Origin of the sequence: Salinibacillus kushneri (assembly GCF_900111405.1) — a bacterium.
Classification (GTDB): Bacteria; Bacillota; Bacilli; order Bacillales; family Alkalibacillaceae; genus Salinibacillus; species Salinibacillus kushneri.
This window is the reverse complement of sequence record NZ_FOHJ01000007.1, coordinates 102,564-127,727: the sequence shown is the minus strand read 5'-3', so window position 1 is coordinate 127,727 and position 25,164 is coordinate 102,564. Positions and strand designations below refer to the sequence as shown.

Sequence of the window (25,164 nt, the reverse complement as noted above, 5' to 3'; positions counted from 1 at the left end):
AAGGTAAAAGGAGTGTTAAATCATGACTGGTGAAAAATTATATGGCAATACCCCTTGTTTTCTAGGCGGAAAAAAGGTTTCCATTAAAGATCAGAACTTACGTCATTACGATGTATTAATTTATGGTGTACCCTGGGAAGGTGCAGTCACCTGGGGCGATTATACGGGTGTTGAGCTTGGGCCAAAAGTAATTCGTTTAAACTCCGCTCGTTATTCGGGGTATTTACCCGAGCTGAATCATATTGATGTATTAAGTCATTATAAACTTGCTGACTTAGGTGATGTGGACGTGGTTCCGGCAGATACTATAGAAACCATGGACAGAATCACGAATTTTGCCAGTAAAGTCTGGGATACCGATACATTCCCAGTTGCCTTTGGCGGTGACCATGGGATTACCTATCCAATTGTAAAAGCTTTAAGTGAGAAGATTGATGGAAAAGTGGGAATTATTCATTTAGATGCTCACTATGACAATCATCCAGATTATGAGGGGGATTTATACGCCCGAAGTACACCTTTTGCCCGTATATATGAAAGTGAAAGTGTACGAAATGAAAGTATTGTTCACATGGGAATTCATGGACCTAGAAATAAACCAGAAACAGGCAAATACGCAGATGAGGTCGGTGCGACAACCATAACTTCAAGAGAAATCAGAAAAAGTAAGGATTTAGAGGTGTTGGCAAAGCAGGCTTATGATATTGCAAGTGAGGGAACAGAAGCGGTTTACTTAAGTATTTGCAGTGATGTGCTTGATTTTGCCTTTAATCCAGGTGGACCGGTTGATGGCAATGGATTAACTTCTTATGAATTGGTGGAACTGGTTCATGCATTTGCTAAATTAGGGGTTAAAGGTATGGATTTCGTTGAGGTTTATCCCCAGCAGGATGCCAATGATAATTCTTCACACTTTGTAACAACTGTAATTCTTTACGCTCTTGCTGGTAATATCTTTAGAACAAAAAACCAATAGAGAATGAAAAGCTGTCCTGATTCAATGGGGGACAGCTTTTTTGTGAAGATTAGTCATCCTCTTCGTAAACCGCTACGATTTTCGCATTTACTGGGACTGTCCCTGCCTCTTCATCATAACTTCCATGGGGAAAAATAAACGTCCATGGCATACTTGTGTATGGTTCAATGACAAGGGCAGGAATGGTAAACGTATTTTCCGCAATAATTCTCGTTTGATCCAGGTAGCGCAGTTTTTGATTTTGAAAGGTAAGTATGCTGGAACCGTGATTCTGTATCAATACGGTTACTAAAAGATCGGATTGATGATTAATAGCCTCCCATAAGGTGATAAATGGATCTTTAGAATACTGTGTCTCCTGGAAAACATGCTGAATGAAAGCACGATCCTTTTCAGACAAAGTTTTATCCCACGAGGATTCATAGTTAAGACTTTGATTCTTTTGCATCTCCATCACCTCCAAAAAATTAAATCCGTAATAAGTGGTTGATGCAGTAGAAGAAATGGTACGATAATTATTAAACCATGAAAAATGGGAGGAGATATGATTGACACATACCTTTTTAGATCAATTTTACACAATCGATCCAAATACAGGTGAATATATTATTGAAATATCACTTAAGGACTATGATGATGTTTTTAATACCTGGGATTCATCTGTTTACAATATCCGTGATCTAGATTCAAGTTTAAAATCCTTTCTAAAAGAATGTTCGTATGATATTGGTTCCAAAAAGGCCATTAAACTTCGATTTAATATGAAAAATCAAAAAAAAGATGAACGCATGGAAGCTTTAATTGCTGAGGGAATCAGAAATTATTTTCAGTATGCGCTTTACGTCACAAAAAAGCGCTTTTCAGAGAAACGTAAACGTTCCTTACTGTATGTCATTTTATCCTTATTCTTTACGATTTTATCGTACTTCTTTCAGACTACAAATGCCAGCCAATTAATGGGGGAGATCATTTCGTTAAGTTTGACAGTAGGGGGCTGGGTGTTTTTATGGGAGACGTTTTCTCTTTTATTTATCCATAGCAGCGATTTATGGAAGAAAAGGGGGCAATACAAACGAATATCCCAAGCCCCCATTATATTTCGATATATGGATTAGGCAATTTATTAAGAAAAGGAGTTTAGTCTGTGAAGATATAAAATCAAACAAGCAAACCCTACTAAGACATAAGCTAACCGGCTTTTTTATCGGAAAAACAGAGGGAGATGAAATCCTGAAGTTTTGCTATGCGACTTCACTTATTTTATAGGTGACTCTACTATTATACTCTACCATGGATACGAACCCTTTTTTCAATAGACTAGGAGACAGCCCTAACTTTTATATTATCACCCCATATACTGCTAGTGAAAGATAGTTGAAAGGAGTGATAATGAAAAAATGGTTGATATAAACAAAGATCTAGAGGGTTTATCAAAAAGTTTAGCCAGTGTATCAGTAACGGATGCTTTTAAAAAATACGGAATAGATAAAAATAATGGTGTCAACGAATTATCTGATTCGCAAAAACAAGAATTACGAAATATGGCTGACAACCTGCAATCAATGGTCAACCAATTTGTCGCTCAGCAGAAAGATCCAAGTTCTTCATCTGATTCCAAGGAGGAAAAGAAAAAGAAAGAAAAATCCAAGGAGAGCCCTCTTCGTGAGTTTCTAAACAGGAAAAATGAAAAGGAGGTTGATGGATAATGGGTCGAAGAAGGAAAAGAAATTTTGTGGATTTTGCGGGGAATACTTGGGATCATAATTGCGGCTGTGGTCAAAGCCAAAATCTCGCTTATGACTGTGGTTGCGGCTCCCAAAGACCTTATAGAACAAATAATCGGTTAGATAGGACTTATCAATCTGATGACGACGCAAAAATTGATAACTTTGCTGGCCAAGTAGAAGATATTTATCAAGGTTCTCATGAAGTAATAGAAATTAGAGATTCTTATGATGTTGATGTAACTTCCACAGACACTCAAATTGCTCTTTCCATTAAGGTAGCTATCCAAATTGCCATTGCATTTGTTGTAAATATTACAATTGCAGACTCAGATCGCGCAGAACAAGTAACCAATGACCTCTTACAGCACAGTGATATGCAACAAGTAAATCGACAAAAAGTTATTATCGAACGCTCTGAAGATATTAACGTAACAACTAATGATACGGACATTGCGCTATCGCTACAAATTCTTGTACAAATTCTCATTGCTATTCTTATTCAATTAGATATCCTGTAACCTTCTATCAATTTTTAAATTTCCCCGCCCCATCGAGCACACTCCCTTTAATAGGCTGACTCAAAATAATGAGTTAGCCTTTTTACTTTATCTCACATTCCTTTAGATAACAGCCAGAAATAGAAAGGATCGCCCAGTTCAGGACAATCCCTATTACACGATTGCTCGATTTATACCATTTATAATGGTTGTCTATGCACTTAATGGTGATTCAGAGGTATTTCGTTCTTTTCTTGCTATCCTTACCAATAGATAAGTGATAGGGGTATCCACTATTGCTACGACTAGTTTAAATACATATTGTGTGGCAATCATACCCAATAATGCAGTTATCGGAACCGTTCCAATAAACGAAATGGTGATAAATATACTAGTATCGATAAATTGACTGGCCATAGTAGAAGCATTATTTCTGAGCCATAGCTTATTATCTCCGTGCTTTTGCTTTAAACGGTGAAAGATAAACACATCAAAGTGCTGACTGGCCAAATAGGATAGTAAGCTGGCTAAAATGACACGAACGCTGCCGCTTAATATCGTTTCAAATTCCTGCTGATTCCCAAATAGAGGGGCAGCTGGAAGTTTAATCGCGATAAAGAGGAAAATGAGGGCGATTAATTGCGTAAAGAACCCAGCCTGTACTGTTTTCTTTGCTGCCTCTTTTCCGTAGACTTCTCCGACAACATCTGTTATCAGATATGTGATGACATATACAATGACTGCAGCCGGTAATACAAATTCACCTATACTAAACAATTTAACACCAATAATATTTGATAAAACCAATAGTCCAACAAATAAAGCATTTAAATAAACAAACATCGTATTCCTCTCCTTTTTAGGGAGGATTCTAAACTTTCCCTCTGTTATCGATTATCAACTTTTTCAGGATACATATCGTGATTCATTAGACGATGCTGCGCCATTTCTTCGTATTTTGTGCCTGCTTTTCCATAATTGCAATAAGGATCAATAGATATGCCACCTCTAGGGGTGAATTTCCCCCATACTTCTATATATCGAGGGTTCATGAGCTCAATTAAATCATTCATGATAATATTCATACTATCTTCATGAAAATCACCATGATTTCGGAAACTAAATAAATAGAGTTTCAATGATTTACTTTCCACCATCTTTTCATCTGGAATATAGCTAATATAAACGGTGCCAAAATCTGGCTGATGTGTTTTGGGGCATAAGGTTGTAAATTCCGGGCAATTAAATTTTACAAAATAATCCCGATTTGGATGCTTATTATCAAATGTTTCAAGCACTTCCGGTGTATAATCAAATGTATATTTTGTATGTTGATTCCCTAATAGTGACAGATCTGTCAATTCTCCATCTCTTCTTCCGCTCACTTTTCAAACCTCCTTCATTAAAAAAGCCATATCCTAAGGGAGGATATGGCAACGAATTTATATATCACGTCATATGTCCTTAGTTTTTTATAGAGGGTTGAAGCTAAGAACCTCTCCCGTACATTGCGAATATTTCATTTTCCTGCATTAGTATAAAGAGATGTGTGTTGATTGTCAAACACTTTTAAAGCAGGATGCTGAATCGATCATTTACACAAGTTTTCTTAGTATAGACCGGGCTTTAGCCGGATAATCTTGACATGTCTTAGAATCTGCTTTCTTAAATCCGGATTCATATTTAGCAGGTCGAACTTTAGTATCTTCAGGTAGAGTTAAAACAGAAATATTAGGCTGATTCTGATTTGAATCTTTTTCTTTTACGGACACTTTTTATACCACCTTTTCTAGTATATATTTAATCATTTTATCGGTAAGATTATCGATTTTTCCTAAAAGCATTAAATAGGAGGATGCTGCTTGGAAATGTTGAAGTTTCTCCTCTGTAATCATATGCTGTTGTTTAAACAATAACGCATATCCTAATCGAAATTCACCGTAATTTCGGACAAACACAAATTCGCGATTTTCTCCATTAAAATTGCGTTTGACCCGGTCATCCCAAAACTGCGGATTGGGCTGTTGGAGTGCCCATCTTATAATACGTTTATCCTCTTCTGTTGGTTTCATTTGCTCATTTAAGTTTACAATCATTAAAATACTTTTATGATCATTGTGATAAAATTCATCATTTTCTTTTTCAATCGTTTTATGGTATTCATCTTTATTAATTTGGAGAACCCAAAGGCTCTTTAAGTCATTTTTATCCATTTTGAAGATTTCTGCAACCATTTCGTCAAATTTTTTCATAAATGTTATAATTTTTTCATTAATTTTTACATCGTCTTCTGAATCCACAGCATCCAACATTGATGCTATTTCATTTTGACACACCATTTCCGGATAGGATGATCGTAATTTAACTGGCTTTTGAAATAATTTTACCAAACCCTTAGTAATAAGTATATAAAAAATAAGAGCAATGGAAACGGCTAGCCAATGAATTAATCTTGATGAATCCATATTAGGTTGGAGCTTTTCAGTGAAAGGAAATAAAATGAGGCCTGTCACTTTATTCAAACTGTCTTTTGATAAAGTGGCGGTAAGGATAATAAAGCTGAAAATTCCTAATATGCTAGAAACGTAAGTGACATTCAAGAATTTACGAAACTTCATTCCATCACCACACCTTGTTTTATATTATATAAATTTTAACAAAGTGTATTGGAAAAACCTATAAGATATGGTGAAAAAGGGAAAAATTACCCTCTTTCACCAATAGGTTTTCTAGGAGTATGGACGGAGGAAGGGATTTCCTTTTCCAACTCCATAATCGAATAGAAAACCGATTGCTTTCCAATCTGCACCGTTCCTTCCTTATGAGTTGTGAGAGGAATGCTTTCGGCCAGTGATGTCTTATTTTTTGTTGTGATTCTTAAGATGAGAAAGCACCTCCTTGCCCTCCTTGAAGATTGCACCTATTTACAAGTATATTATGCTGGTTGGTTTCTATCCGCAAAAATTTTTTAAAAATTAGGCAATAATTTTTCATAGGCTTATCCAAGATAAAGCAGTCAAAGTGACGGAATAAACTTACCCGTCAATAATATAGAAGGGCTAAGATTGAGAAATTTGTAAGCCGTTTTGTGTATATCATATTTGTGCTACGAAATGATTTTTTTGCACTTTGTTAAAATCGAAAGGACCAAATAAAAGGGAGTGCAGTTATGGCACTCCCTTTACTCTAAGGTACGATTATTTTCATCAACAGAAAATGGTGCATCTGGTTCGGGGTTATCACCTGCTTGAAACACCCCATCACCACCGCAAACCGTACAAGTATATTGCCATTCCTCATCATCAGCCAGAAGGCCAGTGCCATCACATGCTTTACATACTTTATTGCGATCTACCATGCGTATCTCCCCTTGTCTAAATACTTTTGTATAGTATTTCACAGTTTCTGGAATACATACATGTGATTGGTGTATTAAGCATTTGTATTTTGCCGTTCTCGAACCCAGTTAATTAATCCACCCTTAATCATCATGTCTTTTTGTCTGGAAGATAGAGCGTGGGTAAGCTCAAGTTCAACACCTTTTCCTTTTACAGTTGCCATTATATCGTTGCCTTCTTTCACGTTCTGTTGCAAGTTTTTAAATTGAAGAACATCGCCTTGTTCTAATTTGTTAAAGTCCTCCTCAACTTTAAAGGTGAGAGGAAGAACACCAAAATTAACAAGATTTTGCCAATGAATACGGGCGAAGTCCTTCACCACTGCAACCCGTAAACCCAAATAACGTGGAGCAAGGGCAGCGTGTTCGCGGCTTGACCCCTGACCGTAGTTATGTCCTCCAACAATCGCGTGACCACTTTGATCCCGAACATCCATAGCACGGTCATAATAGCTCTCGTCTATAATCTCAAATGTAAATTTGCTAATCTCGGGTAAGTTACTGCGAAACGGGAGAACTCGGGCTCCCCCAGCTAAAATTTCATCAGTCGAAATATTATCATCCATTTTAAGGAGGATTGGAACCTCTAATTCATCCGGAAGTTTATCCATTTCCGGAATAGATGCAATGTTAGGTCCCTTGTAAAGCTCAACATTTCTGGCTTCTTCCTTTGATAGAGGTTTGTCTAGCAATTGATCATCTACTGTAGGCTTTTTAGGGTCTTTTATTTTCGGATATTTCATTTCCAGTGTTCGAGGATCAGTGATTTCTCCTTTCAGAGCGGAGGCTGCTGCTGTTTCCGGTCCGCATAAAAAGACACTATCTTCCTTCGTACCTGAACGTCCAGGGAAGTTTCTTGGTGTGGTTCGCAGACTATTCCGTCCCGTTGCGGGTGCCTGCCCCATACCGATACAGCCATTACAGCCAGCCTGGTGCAGTCTAGCTCCTGCTTGCAGAAGGCTTGCAATATGTCCTTCTTGAACAAGGTCTGTTAACATTTGTCTTGAAGTAGGGTTGATGTCTAAAGACACCCCTTCAGCAATTTTTTTATCTTTTACAATTTCTGCGGTCATAGCAAAATCATTAAATCCAGGCTGAGCAGAGGAACCAATATAAGACTGATAAATGGATTCGCCCGCTATATCCTTAACGGGGACAACATTTCCAGGACTTGAAGGTTTGGCAATAAGAGGTTCGATTTCTGATAAATTGATTTCTTCTTCAATATCATATGCGGCCCCCTTATCTGCATGGAGCTTTATCCAATCTTCTTCCCGGTCCTGCTCCTTTAAAAAGCGTTTGACTTCTTCGTCAGAAGGGAAAACGGTTCCTGTTGCTCCTAACTCTGCTCCCATATTGGCAATGACGTGACGATCCATGGCATCCAAACTCTTTAATCCGGGGCCATAGTATTCGATAACGCGACCGACTCCACCTTTTACATCATGACGTCGGAGCAGTTCTAAAATGACATCTTTTGCACCAACCCAATCCGGTAGTTCACCAGTTAATTTGATTCCCCAAACTTTTGGCATTTTGACATAAAAGGGCTCTCCAGCAATGGCCATGGCTACATCGATACCGCCAGCTCCCATAGCAAGCATCCCCATACAGCCATTGGCACAAGTGTGACTATCTGAACCTAGTAATGTTTTACCTGGTTTTGCTAAACGCTGCATATGAACAGGATGACTAACCCCATTACCAGGACGACTATAATAAAGACCAAACCGTCTTGTTGCACTTTGTAAAAATAAATGGTCATCAGGATTTTTGTTATCAACCTGGATTAAATTATGGTCTACATACTGAGCAGATGCTTCGGTTTTCGCATAGTCCAGTCCCATGGCTTCAAGCTCAAGCATTACCATGGTTCCTGTGGCATCCTGAGTTAAGGTCTGATCAATTTTTAACCCAATTTCCTCACCAGGTGTCATGTCTCCTGAAACCAAATGATCCTTAATCAACTTCTGCGTAACATTTAGCTTCAATGTCATTCCTCCTTTATTGTTCTATAACCGTCCTGTAGATTTATAAAACCTCATATTTCATTAGACTATTCTTTATAAATTTACAAATTCATAGTAAAATATACATAGAAAAGCGAAGGCGACTGAATAGGCCAGGCAGTATAAGCAGAATACACGAAGTGGCACGTATTTTCGCCACGTAGTGGATTATGCTTATACCTGCTTTGGCCTAGGAGCAGCAGCTGGACAATGAAAAGCGAAGGCGACTGAATAGGCTTGGCGGTATAAGCAAAATGCACGGAGGGAGCAGCTGGCTAAAAAATGAACTGGTGGACTGTTTGAAGGACAATAATCTTTATTTTTACAGAGCTTTGTCTCTCATTATTTTTATAAAGGACAAATCAAAAGGGCTTCGTCAATATTTTGTCTCTCATTACACTAATGAAAGACATTTTAATTGATTTTATGCTTCTTTTTGACCTTCATACCTACAATGAAGGACATTTCCTTCACACCATTCACATTTCTTGTCCTTCATCTTCCGTCTGGAATTGCTTATGAGGGCTTGGCACAGGGTACTGCCATCAAACAAATAACAGGGGGTTAACACATGGTACGATTCGGAATAATTGGAACTAATTGGATTACTGAACGGTTTTTAGATGCAGCTAGTCAAGTAGACGACTTTCAATTAACTGCTGTATTTTCACGAACGGAAGAAAGAGCACAGGAATTTGCATCGAAGTACAATGCTCCTTATACCTTTACAAATATAACGGAGATGGCTGAAAGTGATGAATTGGATGCCGTATATATAGCATCTCCCAACTCATTACACAAAGAATATGCGGTTCAGTTAATGAATGGAAAAAAGCATGTATTATGTGAAAAACCAATGGCCTCGAATGTAAAAGAAGTAGAGGAGATGATAACAGCGGCTCAATCGAATCATGTCTTATTAATGGAAGCTTTAAAGACTAGTTTTTTACCTAATTTCAAGGTTATTCAAAAGAATCTGCATAGAATCGGCAAAGTACGAAGGTATGTAGCTAACTACTGTCAATACTCCTCCAGATATGATGGTTATAAAGAAGGAAAGATTTTAAACGCATTCAAACCGGAATTTTCCAATGGGTCTATAATGGATATTGGCGTTTACGGACTTTATCCGATGGTCGTATTATTTGGTGAACCTAAAGAAGTGAAAGCAAATGGGATGATGCTTGATTCTGGTGTTGATGGGGAAGGGACTGTTCTTGCAACGTATGAGGATATGGAAGGAATCGTCATGCACTCTAAAATTACCAATTCCCAATTACCTTCTGAAATACAAGGGGAGGAGGGAAGTTTATTACTTGACCCCATACATAAGCCTGATCGGATTTTATTTCGGGACCATAAAGGCACAGAAGAAGACTTAAGTGTTCCGCAAAATCAGAACTCAATGTATGATGAAATTTATGAATTTATCCAACTGATAAACCATAAACAAACGGAATCTGCGATAAATTCATTTCAGAACTCTAAAATTGTAGCTCAGATTATGGAAGAAGCAAGAAAGCAAATAGGGATTACGTTTCCTGCCGATAAGAAATAAGAAGAGTAGAGGCGACAAAGAGCATTTTCTCGAGGAAGAAAATGCTCCTTTTACTGAATGATTGTGGATAGTAATGGTTATATACAAAATGCTATTTATCTTGCTCTAGCTTCCATTTATTATACTCTAAAAAGCTTTTAAACTCCTCTTTAGATACACCGGATTGCATTGCTTCCTGTACTAAATGAATCCATTCATGATCTAAGTGTTCGTTTGATAGATTTTCTGTTTTTTCATGAAGAAATGTGTTTACAGATACACCTAAGACAGAAGAAATTTTTTCAAGGAACTGAATGGAAGGGTTGGATTGTAGATTCCGTTCGATTGAGCTTAAATAGGATTTTGCTACACCAGCTTGTTCTGCTAATTCAGATAGGGACATATTTTTCTGTTGACGTTGTTTTTTTATACGTTCTCCGATCATCTTTTTCACCTTCCTTAAGCTTATTATAACATAAAATTGTACAGGTGTTTGATATGGAGAACGTAATTTTTTTAAAATTAAGTCTTTACGACTAACAAGGCGTAGGGTTGGCTAGAAACTTTTTAATTTCCTCCTCACTTATACCTAATTCCAGAGCTTCCATAATAAGCTCCACCCATTCAGGATCTAAGTTGGTAAATTGGGTATGTATCATTTCCATCGGTATCCCCCTCTTATGTGTATTAGTTTTCTTTTTGGCCGGTCTATAGATATCTTATAGTAGTATATAAGACTTAAGCTAAAAAGGATGGCAACTACTGTCGAGAGGGATTTTGCAAAATTTTACATAATATACAAGCTTCTTTTACTTATTTCAGATATCACTTCATAAATCATGTTTTATAACAGCTTATTTTAGAATAAAAATTAAAAATTGGATAAAACACTCAGGTAATTTGTCGAACGATTTTTTAAAAAAACCCCCAAAAAACGAAAAAGAGGCTGGGACAAAACTTTTTCATCAAAGAAAAGTCCGAACGAAATCGAAATGGATGCTACATAAACCCGCACGGAAATATACTCCGTTTTTCGTGGCTCTTCTCGTGCTCCCACCGTGTAGTCTATGCCTTTCTCTTACAGGAAAGGGAAAACTCTGATTTTACATCATACGAGAAAATGTGCATACATTTTATGAGGAGTCTACGTATAATTGCTCCGCTCAATCGTTCACTGTTCTTCTTTTGAAAGTTTGTTATGTCCCAACCTCTTAAAAATCGGCTAAATAATCTAAAGCCTCATCAATTTTTAGTAAAAAACAATCATTTATAAAACAGACTTCTATTAAGAGTTATTTTGTAGCTTTTTGCAGCTTGGTAATCATCTTTAAGGATTTTCCAGTTCCAATGGCAACACATTCTAGAGGCTCTGGTGCAATATGAACTGGAACATCAATTTCATTTGAAAGCCATTCCTGCATGCCTTTTAGCAACGCGCCTCCACCTGTTAAGGTAATACCCTGGTCAACGATATCACCACTTAATTCTGGAGGACAACTTTCAAGAGTAGTTTGAATAGCCTCTAAAATTTGTTCCAAGGACTCTTGTAATGCTTTCTGAATTTCACCGGAAGTTAATGAAATCGTCTTAGGCAGCCCTGAAACCATATCACGTCCACGAACCTCCATACTTTCTTCGGGATGATCAATCAGAGCATATCCAATCTGAATTTTGACTTGCTCTGCAGTACGTTCACCGACTAATACATTGTATTTTTTACGTACATGCTGAATAATTGCCAGGTCCATTTTATCTCCGCCAACTCTGGTTGACTGGGAGGATACTATACCACCAAAGGAGATAATAGCAACTTCACTCGTTCCTCCACCAATATCAACGACCATATTGGAGATAGGCTCGTCTACTGGTAATCCGGCCCCAATCGCAGCTGCAATGGGTTCTTCGATTAGATGAACGTATTTTGCTCCATATTCCTTAATGGCGTTGTGAATGGCGCGGCGTTCTACTGAGGTTGCACCTGTTGGGACACAGACGACGACAGAAGGTTTACGTAATGAATGGCCTAATTTTTTGCTTACTTTTTTAAGCATCGCTTTAAGCATTTGAGAAGTAATTTCATAATCTGCAATAACTCCATCTTTCATAGGACGAACAGGTACAATGTTTTGAGGAGTCTTTCCGATCATTTGTTTCGCTTCCTCGCCTACAGCAAGCACATTTTGTGTAGCTGTATCAATGGCTACCACTGCAGGTTCATTATATACAATGCCTTTATTTTTAGTGTAAATAAGTAAATTAGCTGTACCGAGATCAATGCCAATTTCTGCTGATGAGAACATATCCATTTCCTCCATTAGTTCTAGTTTCCATGTTATACTTCATTAGTTTACCACTTTTCAATTATATAATAAAATTAAATATTCATAACAAAAAAATAACAGGGAGCGTGGTCCCTGTAATAAAATTGGTTATTTTTGCTTGCTTTCCAATAAATTGGCTAATACGTGCTTTTTATAACTTTCAATTTTACGTTCTTCATGACGGCTTACACCAATTTTCTTAAGTTCATTTACGTACCAGCCCTTACTACCGATATGCATGGAACTCATCCTCTCATTCTGTAATTACACTGAAGTTTTATCAGAGTCTAAGTTATTCTAACATCTATCAATAAATCTATGAAAGGGAGAAACACCAAAAAATACCCGTATGATTTTTGGTAAATTTCGTCTATAATTTTAAGAGAATGCAAATGATGAAGGGATTTTAATTTGATGAAAACTTATCTATCCTTTGAAGAGATTCAGGAAAAAATGCAGCTTCTGCAAAATTCTTATCAAATAGATGAAGAGAAGTTTTACCGAGTAGTAGAAGCCTGGGCAGATGAAGACACAGATGTTGAACAAAAATTATTAGCCAGTTTCCAGGAGCTTTTGCAGCTTGTAAGTGGTGAAATGGAGCAAATGGATCAAACGATGGGGATGAAACCAACGTGCCAAATGGGGTGTGCCTTCTGCTGTTACTTTCCAATTATTGTGTCAAAAATGGAAGCTAAGCTCATGACAAAAGCGATTGAACAATTTCCAGCTGATCGAAGGCAATCCATTATGGCTCACTTAACGTCATATTATGAAACATACGGAAAGAAGCTGGACACGATTACTTCAATGGATTATGAGGAAGATCCTGATTTTAAACGCAAATATATTCGCAGCCATGTACCATGTCCTTTGTTAAATACGGAAACGAATATGTGTATGGCATATGAAATACGTCCAATTCCTTGCAGGACCTATGTCAATTATACGGATCCGAACCTATGTGCCGAGAACGATTTGCCTGAGGAAACCATTAGTTTTGAGTTTTTATATAATGAATATATGGGAGCCTTAAATGAGTTTGTTCAATTCTTATATGAAGAGGAGCATACGGCTTTTATTAACTATCCAGATGATTTGTTTTCTTATGATTATTTGCCGAATTGGTTAAAAGTGTGGCATGAGAATCAATCTATGTAGCAGGGAGGTGTGGATATGGATATTGGATATATTCTTGCTGAAGAAAAAATTAAAAGCGCTTTGGATAAAGGAGAGCTCGATAATCTTCCGGGAAAAGGAAAGCCGCTTCCTAAGGATGATTTAGCAGGGATGTCTGAGGATTTGCGTACCAGTTACCGGATGATGAAAAATGCTGGTGTACTTCCGGAAGAAATGAAGATTAAAAAAGAAATGGTCACACTTGAAGAATTAATCAATCAGACACAGGATGAAAAGGAAATAGAAGAGTATAAAGAAAAGCTGACAGAAAAGCACATCCACTATCAGTCGTTGATGGATAAACGCAGACTCTCCTCATCACCGGCTTATCCTAAATATCGCGGAAAAATACAGAAACGATTTGGTATTCGCTAGGGCTGCAGGCTCTAGTTTTTTATTTACGCTGTTTTCTAAAAGATTGTTGTTTTAAGAGTCGGAATTGGACTAAATCGTAAGAGGAAGTTCCCGGATTGCCCACGGAGAGTGAGCGCAATGGAGGGGAAATCAAAACCTATGTTTATTAAGGCGGGGCTTGAATATTTATTGGCAAAAATGCCATCATTGATGCCAATAAGGTAGGTAATCCTGTAAGTCAAAATACGAGTAGTAAGACGGGGATTTTACTTACATGTACCATTTTCTTATATATTTTTATAGGATGATTTAAAAGAGGTAATGTGAATGTCTCAAAATAAAGAAGGTAGCAATTACTTATTAAAGAAATATTGGAAAGCGTGGGTCACTATTTCGTCTATCCTCTTATGTTTGTTTTTACTTAATGAATTTCTTTTTCATCTTAAGATAGTTAGCTATATTGTGTTTATTATGATTATTTTATTACCTTTTATTTTCTATGGGTATGTAAATATAAAAGAAAAAAACAAGTAATTGAAAAAAAGTGTAACGAAGGCGTAGGCCAGGCTTTAAGTAGAATCAGAGCAGAAAGCACCATGCAAGGTATAGCAGGTGTTCTTGTTGGGTTGATTCCAGGTATGCAAATTTATAGTTTAAAAACCTTTATCAAAAAATGAGTGATTAATCACTTTAGTTGTGGATAAGATTAGAATATAAAGTGAGTAACCACTCATTGATGGTGAAAGGAGAGAAACCTTATGTCCACGATGATTAAAATCCAGGGCCTGGCGCTTTCGTTTTCTAATGAGAAAGTGCTTAAAGATATTGATATGCAAATTGAAGAAGGAGAAATTTTTGGTTTGCTCGGGCCCTCCGGGGCAGGAAAGACCACTTTAGTTAAAATCATTGGAGGGATTCTTGAAGCAGATAAAGGGGAGGTTCTGATTAATCAACAAAAGGTCCCCTCTTTAAGTTTAATGAAATCCATTGGATATATGGCACAATCTGATGCTCTATATCAAGAACTATCTGCTAAAGAAAACCTGGAGTTTCTGGCTTCTATTTATGGACTGGGTAAGAAGGACAGAAAAAAGGCGATCTTAGAGGCATTACAAATGGTAGATTTAACAGACCATGTAAATAAAATTGTACAAAATTTCTCTGGAGGAATGAAAAGAAGGCTGTCGTTAGCCGGATCATTGTTACATAACCCCGATTTATTGATTTTAGATGAACCAACAGTAGGGATTGATCCCATGTTAAGGCAATCCATTTGGAAGGACCTTCAAACCCTGAAAGAACAAGGCATGACGATTCTTGTAACCACTCATGTGATGGATGAGGCGGAAAAGTGTGATCGCTTAGCTATGTTGCGAGACGGGTATGTTATTGCTTGTGATCGACCTGAACAATTAAAGAAAAATCAAGAAGTCGATACGCTTGAGAAAGCTTTTCTTGCTTATGGAGGTGATGAGTCATGAGAGTTTGGGCGATTATGAAACGAATTATGCAGCAATTTTTACGTGATAAACGATCGATAGCATTACTCATCATAGCTCCTATGCTTGTTCTAACGCTCATTTGGCTTGTCCTTGATGGGGACGATTATCATCCTGAAATTGCAGTCCAGAATCTTCCATCATCCATGCAGGAAGCATTACAAAAAGGGCTGGAAAAAGACCTTGTTTAATATACGGAAGAGGAAGCCATAGAGGCATTTAAACAAGATCAATTAGATGCTTATATAACGATAAAAAATCAAAAGCCTTTTATTCTCTTAGAAGGTAGTGAGCCCACTGCAAATTCTGCCGTTATGTCTACAATTCAAGAGGCTTTACAGTCTGGAAACACTGGAAAAAACTCTGATTCATTAATTGTTGACTATTTTTATGGAGATGAAGATTTAAATTTATTTGATCGCATTGGGTCTGTATTAATTGGATTTTTCGTATTCTTTTTTGTATTTATTATTGGAGGAATTTCCTTTCTTCGTGAGAGAACACAAGGCACTTTGGAAAAATTATTATCGACTCCTATCAAAAGATGGGAAATCGTGACTGGGTATGTATTAGGTTTTGGTTTGTTTACCATATTACAATCTCTTATCATTGTGGCGTTTTCGATTTATGTATTAGATATTTGGATGGCAGGAGACTTTTGGCAATTGCTTATCGTTACCTTTTTATTGGCTATTACCGCTTTAACACTTGCTATACTCCTGTCAGCCTTTGCTCAAAATGAATTTCAAATTATGCAATTTATTCCGATTGTAATCATTCCTCAAGTGTTTTTCTCCGGAATCTTTAATCTGGAAACGTTAGCGGAATGGATTCAAGTGTTAAGTAAGTTTATGCCACTAACTTATGGCGCGGAATCCATGCAGGAGATGATGATCAAAGGAAAAAATCTATTGGATGTCTGGCCAAATCTTCTTGTTCTGCTTGGTTTTACTTTGCTATTCTTTATATTAAATATTTTAGCATTAAAACGGCATCGAAGGTTATAAAGGAGAATGAGTATGGAGCGGCATGACATGATAAAAGAATTAATGGAAGCAGCTGATCAAAAAATGACTCCAAAACAAGCAAACATTATTCGCGCTGCAATCGAGATTTTTGCAGAAAAAGGATATGCAGCAACATCCACAAGTGAAATTGCCAATCGTGCAGGTGTAGCAGAAGGGACCATTTTTCGTCACTATAAAACGAAAAAAGAGCTTCTTATCTCTATCGTGACCCCTATGATCACCAGATTTGCTGCCCCCTTTTTTGCAGAAAAATTTGTAAATAACGTATTTGTGGATGAGAATTTAGCTGATATGGACACGTTGTTACGTGAACTCATTAAAGAACGTTATGAATTTGTTAAGCAAAATGTCCCCTTGCTAAAGATTATTTTACAGGAAATGGCCTTTCACCCTGAAATTCAACGAGGATACAGAGAAGCGTTTGTTACGAATGTTCTTCCCCGTTTTAAAAAGGCTGTGGAGCTTTTTAAGGAAAAGGGTCAGATTGGAGATTTTCCAACTGAAACTGTAATGCGTCTTACGATTTCTACTGTGGCAGGTTTTATGATTGCCCGATTTATTATTATGCCGGACTTTGATTGGGATGATGAGCAAGAAATAGAGTATACACTTCGTTTTATTCGGAATGGATTAATAGACGGTTAAGTAAAAAAGAGGCCTTGAGCCTATAAGCTCAAGGCCTCTTAAGCATGAAATTTTATTTTGTTGCTAATGTTCGTATTTTCATAAACTTTTCTTCCTTAACAGGCTCCTCTTTAGATGTCGTTAACCAGACAGCATACATTCCCAACTGCAGTGCTGGAGCTACTTCATTCATAAAGTTGTCTCCAATGGATAGCACTTGTTCAGGTTTTTCGTTGTACCTGGCTAAAACGTCTTTAAAATGCTTTTTCGTATTGGTTGGTTTTAAGGCACTCGGGACAATGTCTGAAAAAATATGATCTAAGTCTAAAAATCTCAATAATCGATGAACATCTTCCATTTCACTGTTCGTAATTAGAACCAGCTTCTTTGTTTTTGATAGTTCCTCTAAATATTCCTGTAGTCCAGGTGTTGGCTCGAGCATTCCATCTAATTTTGCCATTTGTTCTTTAGTACGGCGATAAGCCCATTGGGTATCTTCGTTTGACAGTCCGAAATGACGGGCTATGGAGTATGGTGGCCACCAGCCATCACCAATAGGAACAAAACGTTTATAATCAAATTCTGAAACAGCTAACTTATCTGGTGCATTTTTAATATGTACAAGTTCATTATTCCAGTTTTGAGCGTTCGTTAATTCTGTAGTAAATGGATTCCAAGTCCAGATGACATCCTCTTGAATATCATAGACCTTCCCGATAGTTAAGGCATGCTTCCCAGCCAAAGATTGCTGATAAAGCTCATCAAAACTCTGGTGATGTTTTTCGGGCAATCGTTGCTTTAAATGATTTACCATTAATGCAAAATGCTGGTCACCTTCATATAAAGTTCCATCCAGGTCAAAAATAATGACATCTGTTTTTTCAATAAATGCGTTCAACATAGCCCATTTCCTTTCTTCATACTTTTACTAAAACCATGTACAATATATGATAACAGAATTATCCTAATTTTACATTGAAAATAAAGGGTGATGAACATGTGTGGACGTTTTACTTTACTTGCGGAAGAATTAGAGATTTTAGAAGCTTTTGGAATTGCCAATGAAATTGAAAACTATCAACCGCGATATAACATAGCTCCTGGTCAATCAGTCTTAGCCATTGTTCATGATGGGGAGAAAAATCGGGCGGGGTATTTAAAATGGGGGCTCGTACCATCCTGGGCAAAGGATTCATCGATAGGTTATAAGATGATTAATGCTCGAACGGAGTCGGCAGCTGAGAAGCCCAGTTTTAAACGTTTGCTGGAGCGTAGACGTTGTTTGATTGTAGCGGATAGCTTTTATGAATGGAAGCGACTTGATAAAAAGAACAAGCAGCCATTAAGAATTTCACTGCAAAACCGCAAGTTATTTGCTTTTGCTGGACTTTGGGATCGTTGGAAGCAGGGGGAACAGGAAATGGTCACTTGCACGATATTAACTAAGAGTCCAAATGAATTTATGTCAGCTATTCATAACCGTATGCCTGTTATTTTACCGAAAGAAAAGGAGCAGGAATGGGTTGAAAAAGAGCAGCGGGATGCGGAGGAAATGCAGAATTTCTTATTACATTTACCTAATGAAGACCTTACAGCTTATGAAGTAAGTACATATGTAAACAGTGCAACTAATGAAGGTGAAGATTGCATTGCTCCATTAGTGTAAGGGGGGAATACGTTTTGCTTTTGTATCCTTGTCGCTCTGGTCAAATAACCCTCTGGAATGGATGGATAATATGGCATGCTAAGCAAATAAAGGACAATACTACTGACTAAGTTTTCTTGGTCAGTATATTTTTTGTTAATTTTTTGTAGGGTTTTATAGCTAAAGCCTCGTCTAAAAGATGTCATTTTTAAGAGAGGGGAGGGGAGCATCATTCACGACGAACCATTAATTGAAAAAGTAAAAGCCGGTCACCAGCAAGCTTTGCGCATGCTAATTGAAAAATATAAGCATCACATTTTTAAGGTGACCTATAGTGTAGCCAAAGATAAACAAGAGGCTGAAGACTTAACACAGGAAACGTTCATCAAAATGGTAGATGCGCTCCCTTCCTATCAAGCGCAAGGCTTTAAAACATGGTTAAGTCGTATAGCTTACCACACAGCGATTGATTCCTATCGAAAGAAAAAGCGAAGACAGGAGGATTTAACCTCCTTTGATGAGCCCATTTTTCATATTGAACAGGAAAACAGCGCAGAGATGGAGATGCTGGAAAGAAATAAAAAAGAAAACGTTCGTAAAGCAATAGAGTCAATGCCGGGAAGTTTTCGGGATGTGGTGTTCTGTTACTATATTCGGGAAATGTCTTATGCGGAGATAGCCCAGGATTTAAATATAGCGGAAAAGACAGTAGAAATGAGGCTTTATCGTTCCAGAAAATGGATGCGCCAATATTGGAAGGAGGAGGATTTTTGATGAGTAGCCATATGGAGTGGGAAATACTGCAACAGTATGTTGTAGGGCAGTTACTGGAAGATAATCAACGAAAAGTTGAAGACCACCTTAGTGAGTGTGATATATGTTTTGATCACTACATGGGAGTCATTGAAGAATGGTCCGTTCCATTTTCAGTTTCACATTCCTTTACAGATGACACCCTCGAAAAACTGCAGACCGTTCAGCCTAAACTAGCAAATGAATCATCAAAATCTTCTTCCAGAGAAGTGCATCGTAAAACGATAGGTCATTATGTCTTAGCTGCTGGTTTAACAGTTTTATTAATGTTTACAGGTGTCTTCGATATGCTATTTAGTCTTAATGATCAAATTAAAGCCGATGATCCATCTATCTCAGAACAAATTCTTGAATCAAATTTTCTTGACTCATTAAATAACGGAAAGGAGGAGAAAGGGAATGAATAAATCACGACTATTTGCCTTTTTATTAGCTTTTATACCGGGGTTTGGTCATATCTATTTGAACCGAAAAGTTAGAGGGGTGCTGTATGGGCTGGGATTTGCCGGGTCCTTAGGGCTTGCTTTTATTTTGGCGATTCTGTTCCCTTATAATGATTTTCTAATTGCTTTACTTTTAGCTCTTGGTATTTGGATGGTCAATATGTTTGATATGGTGATTACTTTATTAAGTGGTTCAGTCGTTGTACAAAGAGAACAAGGAATTCTTGAAAGTGATAGAAATCAAAATCAGCAAAAAAGAGATGAAGAGAGTCAGGACCGTTTTTTAACGATTGTCCTTTCGTTTATACCAGGTGTGGGCCATTTTCATCTAGGTCTAAATTATCGCGGATTAACCTTTCTGACAGGCTTTCTTGGTCTGGGGACAATGATTTTGTTTGTCACAATCTTAACGAGTCAGCCTGGCTTTCTTATATTTGTTCTGGGATTACCGATCATTTGGATTTACAGTCTTTTTGATACGATTCAGCTGTTAAATAAGCAACAAAATGGTGAAGAGCTTATGGATCGTTCAATTATGGAGGATTTCGAGCAGCACCGGGCAAGTGAGGGGAAAAGTAAGGCTATCACAACCGTTCTTTCCATTTTTCCGGGTGCAGGACATATGTACTTAGGCTTACAAAAGAGAGGCCTTCAGTTAATGATAGGGTTTTTACTTTCTATTTATATTCTTGATGCATTGCGGATATCTTTATTTCTCTTTTTAGTACCTGTAATTTGGTTCTTCAGCTTTTTTGATGCCCTGCAGCAGCAATCTCGTCATGAAATCGGTGAGGCTAAGGATGTACCGATAATTGGCTACTTTGCTAATCATCAACGCTGGCTCGGAATTGGGCTCATTGTATTAGGTATATTTTTTATTGTGGACTCCATTCTTATGCCTGTATTTGGACGGTATATGACAGAAGTATTCCAAATCGATATTCGTTTTTATTATCAACGATATTTACAGCTGGCAGTTGTTTGCTTGCTTCTTATTGGCGGCGGCATTCGTCTTCTTATGGGTTCGAAGGGGAAGGACAAAGGAGGAGAGGATTAATGAGGCAATGGAGAATCGGAACCTTTTCCATGGGGTTACTGTTAATTCTTTTAGGAGTAACTCTGCTGGTTGCGAATTTTGGAAATGAAAAGGTCGTTAAAATGTTATTAGTCTGGTGGCCCGTTATCCTCGTTGTTATTGGTTTAGAAGTCTTAATCTATCTCTTTTCATCGAAAGAGAAAATGCCCTTTTTAAAATTTGATGTTCTATCGATTGTGTTTATAGGTTTGATTGGATTTGCGGGTATAAGCTTTTATATGGCAAGCAGCCTCGGAATTGTTGATGAAGTAAAGGCTGCTGTTTCAGAGGAGGTTCATACCGGAGCGCTGCCAATGACAGAACATAAGGTTCCTGACCATATTGAAAAAGTGGTCGTTTTCTCAGACTTTGCTCGGCCTGAAATATTAGCGCATAAGAATGATAATCTTGTCATCTTTGGCAGCTATAAAACAACGATGTCTGATGATGCTTTTGAATCAAAAGATGTGGCACAAATTGTCGAGGCAGGAAATACATTATATGTTCAGTTTTTCCCGGGTGATTACCAATCGGGTCTGGTTAATCAAAGAAATCAGATTCAGCCTAAATTATCTTTGCCAGAGACAGTTGATGTAGAATGGGCACATGACTTGGAAAATGTTCCTGTGAGTAAATAAAGTGGTTCATAAAAGGGAGCACAAAAGTTGTGGCCTGAATAGGCCTCAAGTAGTTGTGTTCATTCTATTTATGACAGGAATAATAAATTTTAAAATATATGAGAATATTTTATTTTAAGTTTAATAATTCATCATTGAGCAAAAAAATAAAAGGTACCTGCTATATGACAGCAGGTACCTTCATTTTATGCTGATACATCTCTAGATTTTCTTTCCTGCTTTTCCTTTTCAGCGACTTTTTTAAATCGTCTGGTCTCAGCCACAACCACTCCAGATAAGGCGATTAGTCCGACCAAGTTCGGAAAGGCCATCAGTCCGTTGGCTACATCAGAGAAAGTAAATACAACATCAACGGTTGCAACCGATCCAATGAAAATAAATACAACAAATATATAACGATAAATCCGGACTCCATTTTCGCCGGCTAGATACCCAATCGCCCGTTCACCGTAATAGGACCAGCCAAGAATGGTGGAGAAGGTAAAGAATAGAACGCCAAGTGTAACAATATACATTCCGGTATCACCCAAGAACTGAGCAAAAGAAGCACTTGTTAATACAGAACTGTCCATTCCACCTCCATACTGACCAGCCATAACAATTGTAAGTCCGGTAATCGTACATACGATAATAGTATCGATAAATACCTGTGTCATGGAGACTAATGCCTGACGTGCAGGATAGTCCGTTTTTGCTGCAGCAGCTGCAATTGGTGCAGAACCGAGACCTGCTTCGTTAGAGAATAGTCCACGAGCCACCCCGTAACGAATAGCTGCCCCAAGTAAGCCTCCAAATCCGGCTTCTAAACTGAATGCTTCAGAGAAAATAGTACCAAATGCTTGGCCAACTAAATCAAAATTCATCACAATTAAAATAAGACCGCCAAGAATATAAAATGCAGCCATAATCGGAACAAAGAATGCCGTTACTTTTCCGATTGCCTTAATTCCTCCCACAATTACAAGACCTGCTAAAACCGTAAATACGATTCCGGTTACAAAAGGAGGAATTTTAAACGTATCTTGTAAGGATAGAGCGGCTGTATTGGATTGGGTCATATTACCGATACCAAATGCAGCTAAGGATGCGAAAATGGCAAAGGCTACACCTAATACTCTTCCTACTTTGTTATTCAGACCCTTTTCCAAATAATACATAGGCCCACCAGCCATAAGTCCTTGCTCATTTTTGGTGCGGTATTTAACAGCTAAAAGGGCTTCTGCATATTTTGTCGCCATGCCGACAAGTGCTGTGATCCACATCCAGAAAACGGCTCCAGGCCCACCAGCTACAACTGCAGTAGCAACCCCGGCGATGTTACCTGTACCAATAGTAGCTGCGAGTGCTGTAGTTAAAGCCTGGTAGTGGGTGATGTCTCCTTCAGACTTTTTATCCTGTTTGCTAACAACTAGTTTTAATGCATAGGGCAGAGCTCGAAATTGTAAAAATAACAGTCTGAAGGTTAAAAATAGGCCTGTTCCTACGAGTAGAATGAGTAATGGTGGTCCCCAAATTACACCACTAATATTGCCTAAAAATTCAGCGCCTTTCTCGTTAAATGTTTGTAAGCTTGAGATAATACTATCCAATGGCTTCCCCCCTCAAATAAGATCAATGTATATAAGTTGTCCATATATAAAATATTCTAAAAATTCTCATAAAATGTCAAGGTTATTAGCGAAAAAAGATGAATTTTTTCTATTTTTGCGTAATTTTTGATATATTAATGGAGGATAGGCCATGTTAAATGAAGAAGGTGGAAAGATGAAGATAAACGTTTTATTTGTTTGCCTGGGAAATATCTGCCGATCTCCTATGGCGGAAGCAATTTTTCGGCAAAAGGTTGAAAAGGAAGGGCTTTCTGACACCATAGAAACAGACTCTGCAGGTATTGGACAATGGCATGTGGGTGAACCACCACATAAAGGAACACAAGAGCTTTTATCAAAAAGGTCTGTTTCAGTAGAAGGAATCAAAGCAAGACAAGTTGATATGACTGATTGGGCCAAGTTTGCATATATTATAGGTATGGATGTGCAAAATATTAGAGATTTACATGCACTCAGAGAACCATCTGGTCAGGTTGAAATCAGGCGTTTAATGGATTATGTACCTAATCCAGTGGAGAAGGATGTACCTGACCCTTATTTTACAGGTAATTTTGATTATGTTTATGAATTAGTGGAGGAAGGTTGTAAATATTTATTAGAAGACATAAAAAAGAAGTGGAATCTTTAAGGAGGAAAGGAAAGTGAAGCAAAATCGATGGAAGCGTGGTGTACTTATAGGCGCTACACTAGGGGCTTTATGTTCTTTGTTTCATCGTGAAACAAGAGAAGGTGCGAAAGAATTTGGACGGGATGTATTAGGTCAAATACGGAGTTACCGGGAAGATCCCGCTAAGGCTTTTGAAGTTTTAAGAACAACCGTTGAAGAAATTGAGTATTATGCAGATTCCATCATTAAACAGCTTGATGATGCGGATAATATGATTGAAAAAAGACCCAAGCAGGGGTAACAAAACGATTACTGGGGTGAAAAATTTGATCCCAAAAGTTCGTAAGTTTTTCAAAAGAATGTTTTTTCGTTATATAGAGGACGATGTAGGAGGGCGAGCCGCACAGCTTGCCTATTTTTTTCTACTTTCACTTTTTCCGTTTATTATTTTTTTATTAACGCTATTAGCTTATATCCCCGTAACGGTTGATCAAATGTTATCACTTGTTGGTAGTTATGTACCAGTGGATACAATGAATTTTATTGAAGAAAATATCGGGCAGCTCATGAATAATAAAAATGGACAATTGCTGTCAATTGGACTAATAAGTACTCTTTTTATTGCATCAAATGGAATTAATGCTTTAATTATAGTGATTAATTTAACCTATGAAATCGAACCCAGACGGTCGTTTATTTTAGCAAGGCTTATTTCGATGGTTCTGACTGTAGCCATGTATTTAGTTATTATTACTGCTTTGCTATTACCTGTGTTTGGAGAACTGGTTGGGATTTACTTGTTTTCCTTTTTTGGTGCAAGTGACGAATTTATGCAAGTTTGGAATGCTTTACGCCTGGTGGTTTCATCAATCGTGATGCTCATTATTTTCATCTTCTTATATAAAATTTCACCTGAAAAACGTGTTGGCTTTTCAGAAGCATTGCCAGGAGCCATTGTTGCTACCTTTGGCTGGCAGCTTGTTTCCTTCGTATTTGCATTTTACGTTGAAAACTTTGGCCACTATGATGCAAGATACGGAAGTCTGGGTGCGATGATTGTACTCATGATTTGGCTTTATTTATCTGCCCTTATTATTATTTTGGGCGGAGAGATGAACGCTACGCTATATAAAATGAAACGGCAGGGGTGGCGATAAAAGGGTAATCCTTTTTTACGTTTATGTATGC

Annotated in this window: 31 protein-coding genes, 1 pseudogene and 1 riboswitch; of the genes and pseudogenes, 19 read left to right on the top strand and 13 right to left on the bottom strand. The window is 37.6% G+C overall.

Annotation, left to right across the window (positions count from 1 at the left end):
- The first annotated feature begins 22 nt into the window (after positions 1–22).
- On the top strand, positions 23–976 hold the full coding sequence (locus BMX63_RS11695) for an agmatinase family protein (protein WP_093135794.1): 954 nt from the start codon (positions 23–25) through the stop codon (positions 974–976).
- Between the two features lie 49 nt (positions 977–1,025).
- On the opposite strand, the gene BMX63_RS11690 is transcribed toward BMX63_RS11695, so the two are convergent.
- On the bottom strand, positions 1,026–1,424 hold the full coding sequence (locus BMX63_RS11690) for an SLAP domain-containing protein (protein WP_093135791.1): 399 nt from the start codon (positions 1,422–1,424) through the stop codon (positions 1,026–1,028).
- Between the two features lie 100 nt (positions 1,425–1,524).
- Between BMX63_RS11690 and BMX63_RS11685 the strand changes: the two genes are divergently transcribed.
- From BMX63_RS11685 to BMX63_RS11675, 3 genes are all read left to right on the top strand, one after another.
- Positions 1,525–2,091: a hypothetical protein gene (locus BMX63_RS11685; protein ID WP_093135788.1), complete on the top strand. Its 567-nt coding sequence runs from the start codon at positions 1,525–1,527 to the stop codon at positions 2,089–2,091.
- A gap of 282 nt (positions 2,092–2,373) precedes the next feature.
- Entirely contained in the window at positions 2,374–2,682 is a 309-nt protein-coding gene (locus tag BMX63_RS18070; RefSeq protein WP_093135786.1) for a hypothetical protein, read from the top strand.
- A complete protein-coding gene (locus BMX63_RS11675; RefSeq protein WP_093135783.1) occupies positions 2,682–3,221 on the top strand; it encodes a spore coat protein in 540 nt (179 codons plus the stop codon). The genes BMX63_RS18070 and BMX63_RS11675 overlap by 1 nt, the downstream gene beginning before the upstream one ends.
- A gap of 192 nt (positions 3,222–3,413) precedes the next feature.
- Here BMX63_RS11675 and BMX63_RS11670 read toward each other — a convergent pair whose 3' ends face one another.
- The 6 genes from BMX63_RS11670 to BMX63_RS11655 all read right to left on the bottom strand — a co-directional run bounded on the left by BMX63_RS11670 (position 3,414) and on the right by BMX63_RS11655 (position 8,588).
- Positions 3,414–4,043 carry a queuosine precursor transporter gene (locus tag BMX63_RS11670; protein WP_093135780.1) on the bottom strand — a complete coding sequence of 210 codons (630 nt, stop codon included), beginning with the start codon at positions 4,041–4,043 and terminating at the stop codon, positions 3,414–3,416.
- A gap of 44 nt (positions 4,044–4,087) precedes the next feature.
- Positions 4,088–4,585 (bottom strand): preQ(1) synthase, encoded by a 498-nt coding sequence (queF, locus tag BMX63_RS11665; RefSeq protein WP_093135777.1) that lies wholly within the window; start codon positions 4,583–4,585, stop codon positions 4,088–4,090.
- A gap of 73 nt (positions 4,586–4,658) precedes the next feature.
- A riboswitch (PreQ1 riboswitch) is annotated at positions 4,659–4,705 on the bottom strand.
- A gap of 90 nt (positions 4,706–4,795) precedes the next feature.
- The gene (locus BMX63_RS18065; RefSeq protein ID WP_177167280.1) at positions 4,796–4,972 is read right to left on the bottom strand and encodes a hypothetical protein; all 177 of its coding nucleotides are present in this window, start codon (positions 4,970–4,972) and stop codon (positions 4,796–4,798) included.
- Positions 4,973–4,975: 3 nt separating this feature from the next.
- The gene (locus tag BMX63_RS11660; RefSeq protein WP_093135775.1) at positions 4,976–5,818 is read right to left on the bottom strand and encodes a hypothetical protein; all 843 of its coding nucleotides are present in this window, start codon (positions 5,816–5,818) and stop codon (positions 4,976–4,978) included.
- Between the two features lie 563 nt (positions 5,819–6,381).
- On the bottom strand, positions 6,382–6,558 hold the full coding sequence (locus tag BMX63_RS18060) for a hypothetical protein (protein ID WP_177167279.1): 177 nt from the start codon (positions 6,556–6,558) through the stop codon (positions 6,382–6,384).
- 74 nt (positions 6,559–6,632) lie between these two features.
- Positions 6,633–8,588 (bottom strand): aconitate hydratase, encoded by a 1,956-nt coding sequence (locus tag BMX63_RS11655; RefSeq protein ID WP_093135772.1) that lies wholly within the window; start codon positions 8,586–8,588, stop codon positions 6,633–6,635.
- Positions 8,589–9,177: 589 nt separating this feature from the next.
- Here BMX63_RS11655 and BMX63_RS11650 point away from each other — a divergent pair.
- Entirely contained in the window at positions 9,178–10,164 is a 987-nt protein-coding gene (locus BMX63_RS11650; RefSeq protein WP_093135769.1) for a Gfo/Idh/MocA family protein, read from the top strand.
- Positions 10,165–10,255: 91 nt separating this feature from the next.
- Here BMX63_RS11650 and BMX63_RS11645 read toward each other — a convergent pair whose 3' ends face one another.
- From BMX63_RS11645 to BMX63_RS11630, 4 genes are all read right to left on the bottom strand, one after another.
- Positions 10,256–10,588, bottom strand: a complete 333-nt coding sequence (locus BMX63_RS11645; protein ID WP_093135767.1) for a helix-turn-helix domain-containing protein — start codon at positions 10,586–10,588, stop codon at positions 10,256–10,258.
- 91 nt (positions 10,589–10,679) lie between these two features.
- Entirely contained in the window at positions 10,680–10,808 is a 129-nt protein-coding gene (locus tag BMX63_RS11640) for an anti-repressor SinI family protein (RefSeq protein WP_093135764.1), read from the bottom strand.
- Positions 10,809–11,435: 627 nt separating this feature from the next.
- On the bottom strand, positions 11,436–12,443 hold the full coding sequence (gene mreBH / locus BMX63_RS11635; RefSeq protein WP_093135760.1) for a rod-share determining protein MreBH: 1,008 nt from the start codon (positions 12,441–12,443) through the stop codon (positions 11,436–11,438).
- Positions 12,444–12,572: 129 nt separating this feature from the next.
- On the bottom strand, positions 12,573–12,704 hold the full coding sequence (locus BMX63_RS11630) for a YflJ family protein (RefSeq protein WP_093135756.1): 132 nt from the start codon (positions 12,702–12,704) through the stop codon (positions 12,573–12,575).
- Between the two features lie 174 nt (positions 12,705–12,878).
- Between BMX63_RS11630 and BMX63_RS11625 the strand changes: the two genes are divergently transcribed.
- The 6 genes and pseudogenes from BMX63_RS11625 to BMX63_RS11600 all read left to right on the top strand — a co-directional run bounded on the left by BMX63_RS11625 (position 12,879) and on the right by BMX63_RS11600 (position 17,166).
- Complete coding sequence (locus BMX63_RS11625) at positions 12,879–13,622, top strand: YkgJ family cysteine cluster protein (protein ID WP_093135754.1); 744 nt, start codon at positions 12,879–12,881, stop codon at positions 13,620–13,622.
- Positions 13,623–13,637: 15 nt separating this feature from the next.
- Complete coding sequence (locus BMX63_RS11620; RefSeq protein ID WP_093135751.1) at positions 13,638–14,015, top strand: DnaJ family domain-containing protein; 378 nt, start codon at positions 13,638–13,640, stop codon at positions 14,013–14,015.
- A gap of 737 nt (positions 14,016–14,752) precedes the next feature.
- Positions 14,753–15,475: an ABC transporter ATP-binding protein gene (locus tag BMX63_RS11610; protein WP_093135746.1), complete on the top strand. Its 723-nt coding sequence runs from the start codon at positions 14,753–14,755 to the stop codon at positions 15,473–15,475.
- Positions 15,472–15,684 carry a hypothetical protein gene (locus tag BMX63_RS18760; protein WP_342732694.1) on the top strand — a complete coding sequence of 71 codons (213 nt, stop codon included), beginning with the start codon at positions 15,472–15,474 and terminating at the stop codon, positions 15,682–15,684. The genes BMX63_RS11610 and BMX63_RS18760 overlap by 4 nt, the downstream gene beginning before the upstream one ends.
- Before the next feature lie 15 nt (positions 15,685–15,699).
- Positions 15,700–16,500 (top strand): annotated as a pseudogene (locus BMX63_RS11605) (ABC transporter permease); the annotation flags it as partial.
- Positions 16,501–16,512: 12 nt separating this feature from the next.
- Positions 16,513–17,166: a TetR/AcrR family transcriptional regulator gene (locus BMX63_RS11600; protein ID WP_093135743.1), complete on the top strand. Its 654-nt coding sequence runs from the start codon at positions 16,513–16,515 to the stop codon at positions 17,164–17,166.
- 52 nt (positions 17,167–17,218) lie between these two features.
- Here BMX63_RS11600 and BMX63_RS11595 read toward each other — a convergent pair whose 3' ends face one another.
- Positions 17,219–18,046: an HAD family hydrolase gene (locus BMX63_RS11595; RefSeq protein ID WP_093135741.1), complete on the bottom strand. Its 828-nt coding sequence runs from the start codon at positions 18,044–18,046 to the stop codon at positions 17,219–17,221.
- Positions 18,047–18,142: 96 nt separating this feature from the next.
- Between BMX63_RS11595 and BMX63_RS11590 the strand changes: the two genes are divergently transcribed.
- From BMX63_RS11590 to BMX63_RS11570, 5 genes are all read left to right on the top strand, one after another.
- Positions 18,143–18,811 carry an SOS response-associated peptidase gene (locus BMX63_RS11590; protein WP_093135738.1) on the top strand — a complete coding sequence of 223 codons (669 nt, stop codon included), beginning with the start codon at positions 18,143–18,145 and terminating at the stop codon, positions 18,809–18,811.
- 183 nt (positions 18,812–18,994) lie between these two features.
- The gene (locus tag BMX63_RS11585) at positions 18,995–19,564 is read left to right on the top strand and encodes an RNA polymerase sigma factor (protein WP_342732762.1); all 570 of its coding nucleotides are present in this window, start codon (positions 18,995–18,997) and stop codon (positions 19,562–19,564) included.
- The gene (locus BMX63_RS11580; RefSeq protein ID WP_093135733.1) at positions 19,564–20,010 is read left to right on the top strand and encodes an anti-sigma factor; all 447 of its coding nucleotides are present in this window, start codon (positions 19,564–19,566) and stop codon (positions 20,008–20,010) included. The genes BMX63_RS11585 and BMX63_RS11580 overlap by 1 nt, the downstream gene beginning before the upstream one ends.
- Positions 20,003–21,103, top strand: coding sequence for a hypothetical protein (locus BMX63_RS11575; RefSeq protein ID WP_093135731.1), 1,101 nt, complete (start codon positions 20,003–20,005; stop codon positions 21,101–21,103). Before BMX63_RS11580 ends, BMX63_RS11575 begins: the two co-directional genes overlap by 8 nt.
- Positions 21,103–21,759: a LiaF transmembrane domain-containing protein gene (locus tag BMX63_RS11570; RefSeq protein ID WP_093135728.1), complete on the top strand. Its 657-nt coding sequence runs from the start codon at positions 21,103–21,105 to the stop codon at positions 21,757–21,759. Before BMX63_RS11575 ends, BMX63_RS11570 begins: the two co-directional genes overlap by 1 nt.
- Positions 21,760–21,944: 185 nt before the next feature.
- Here the strand turns inward: BMX63_RS11570 and BMX63_RS11565 are convergent, their stop codons facing one another.
- Entirely contained in the window at positions 21,945–23,339 is a 1,395-nt protein-coding gene (locus BMX63_RS11565) for an alanine/glycine:cation symporter family protein (protein ID WP_245732824.1), read from the bottom strand.
- A gap of 160 nt (positions 23,340–23,499) precedes the next feature.
- Between BMX63_RS11565 and BMX63_RS11560 the strand changes: the two genes are divergently transcribed.
- The 3 genes from BMX63_RS11560 to BMX63_RS11550 are packed head-to-tail and all read left to right on the top strand — an operon-like array spanning position 23,500 to position 25,133.
- Positions 23,500–23,997: a low molecular weight protein-tyrosine-phosphatase gene (locus tag BMX63_RS11560; RefSeq protein WP_245732819.1), complete on the top strand. Its 498-nt coding sequence runs from the start codon at positions 23,500–23,502 to the stop codon at positions 23,995–23,997.
- Between the two features lie 13 nt (positions 23,998–24,010).
- The gene (locus tag BMX63_RS11555; RefSeq protein WP_093135724.1) at positions 24,011–24,277 is read left to right on the top strand and encodes a YtxH domain-containing protein; all 267 of its coding nucleotides are present in this window, start codon (positions 24,011–24,013) and stop codon (positions 24,275–24,277) included.
- Between the two features lie 16 nt (positions 24,278–24,293).
- A complete protein-coding gene (locus tag BMX63_RS11550; protein ID WP_245732818.1) occupies positions 24,294–25,133 on the top strand; it encodes a YihY/virulence factor BrkB family protein in 840 nt (279 codons plus the stop codon).
- Positions 25,134–25,164: the final 31 nt, after the last annotated feature.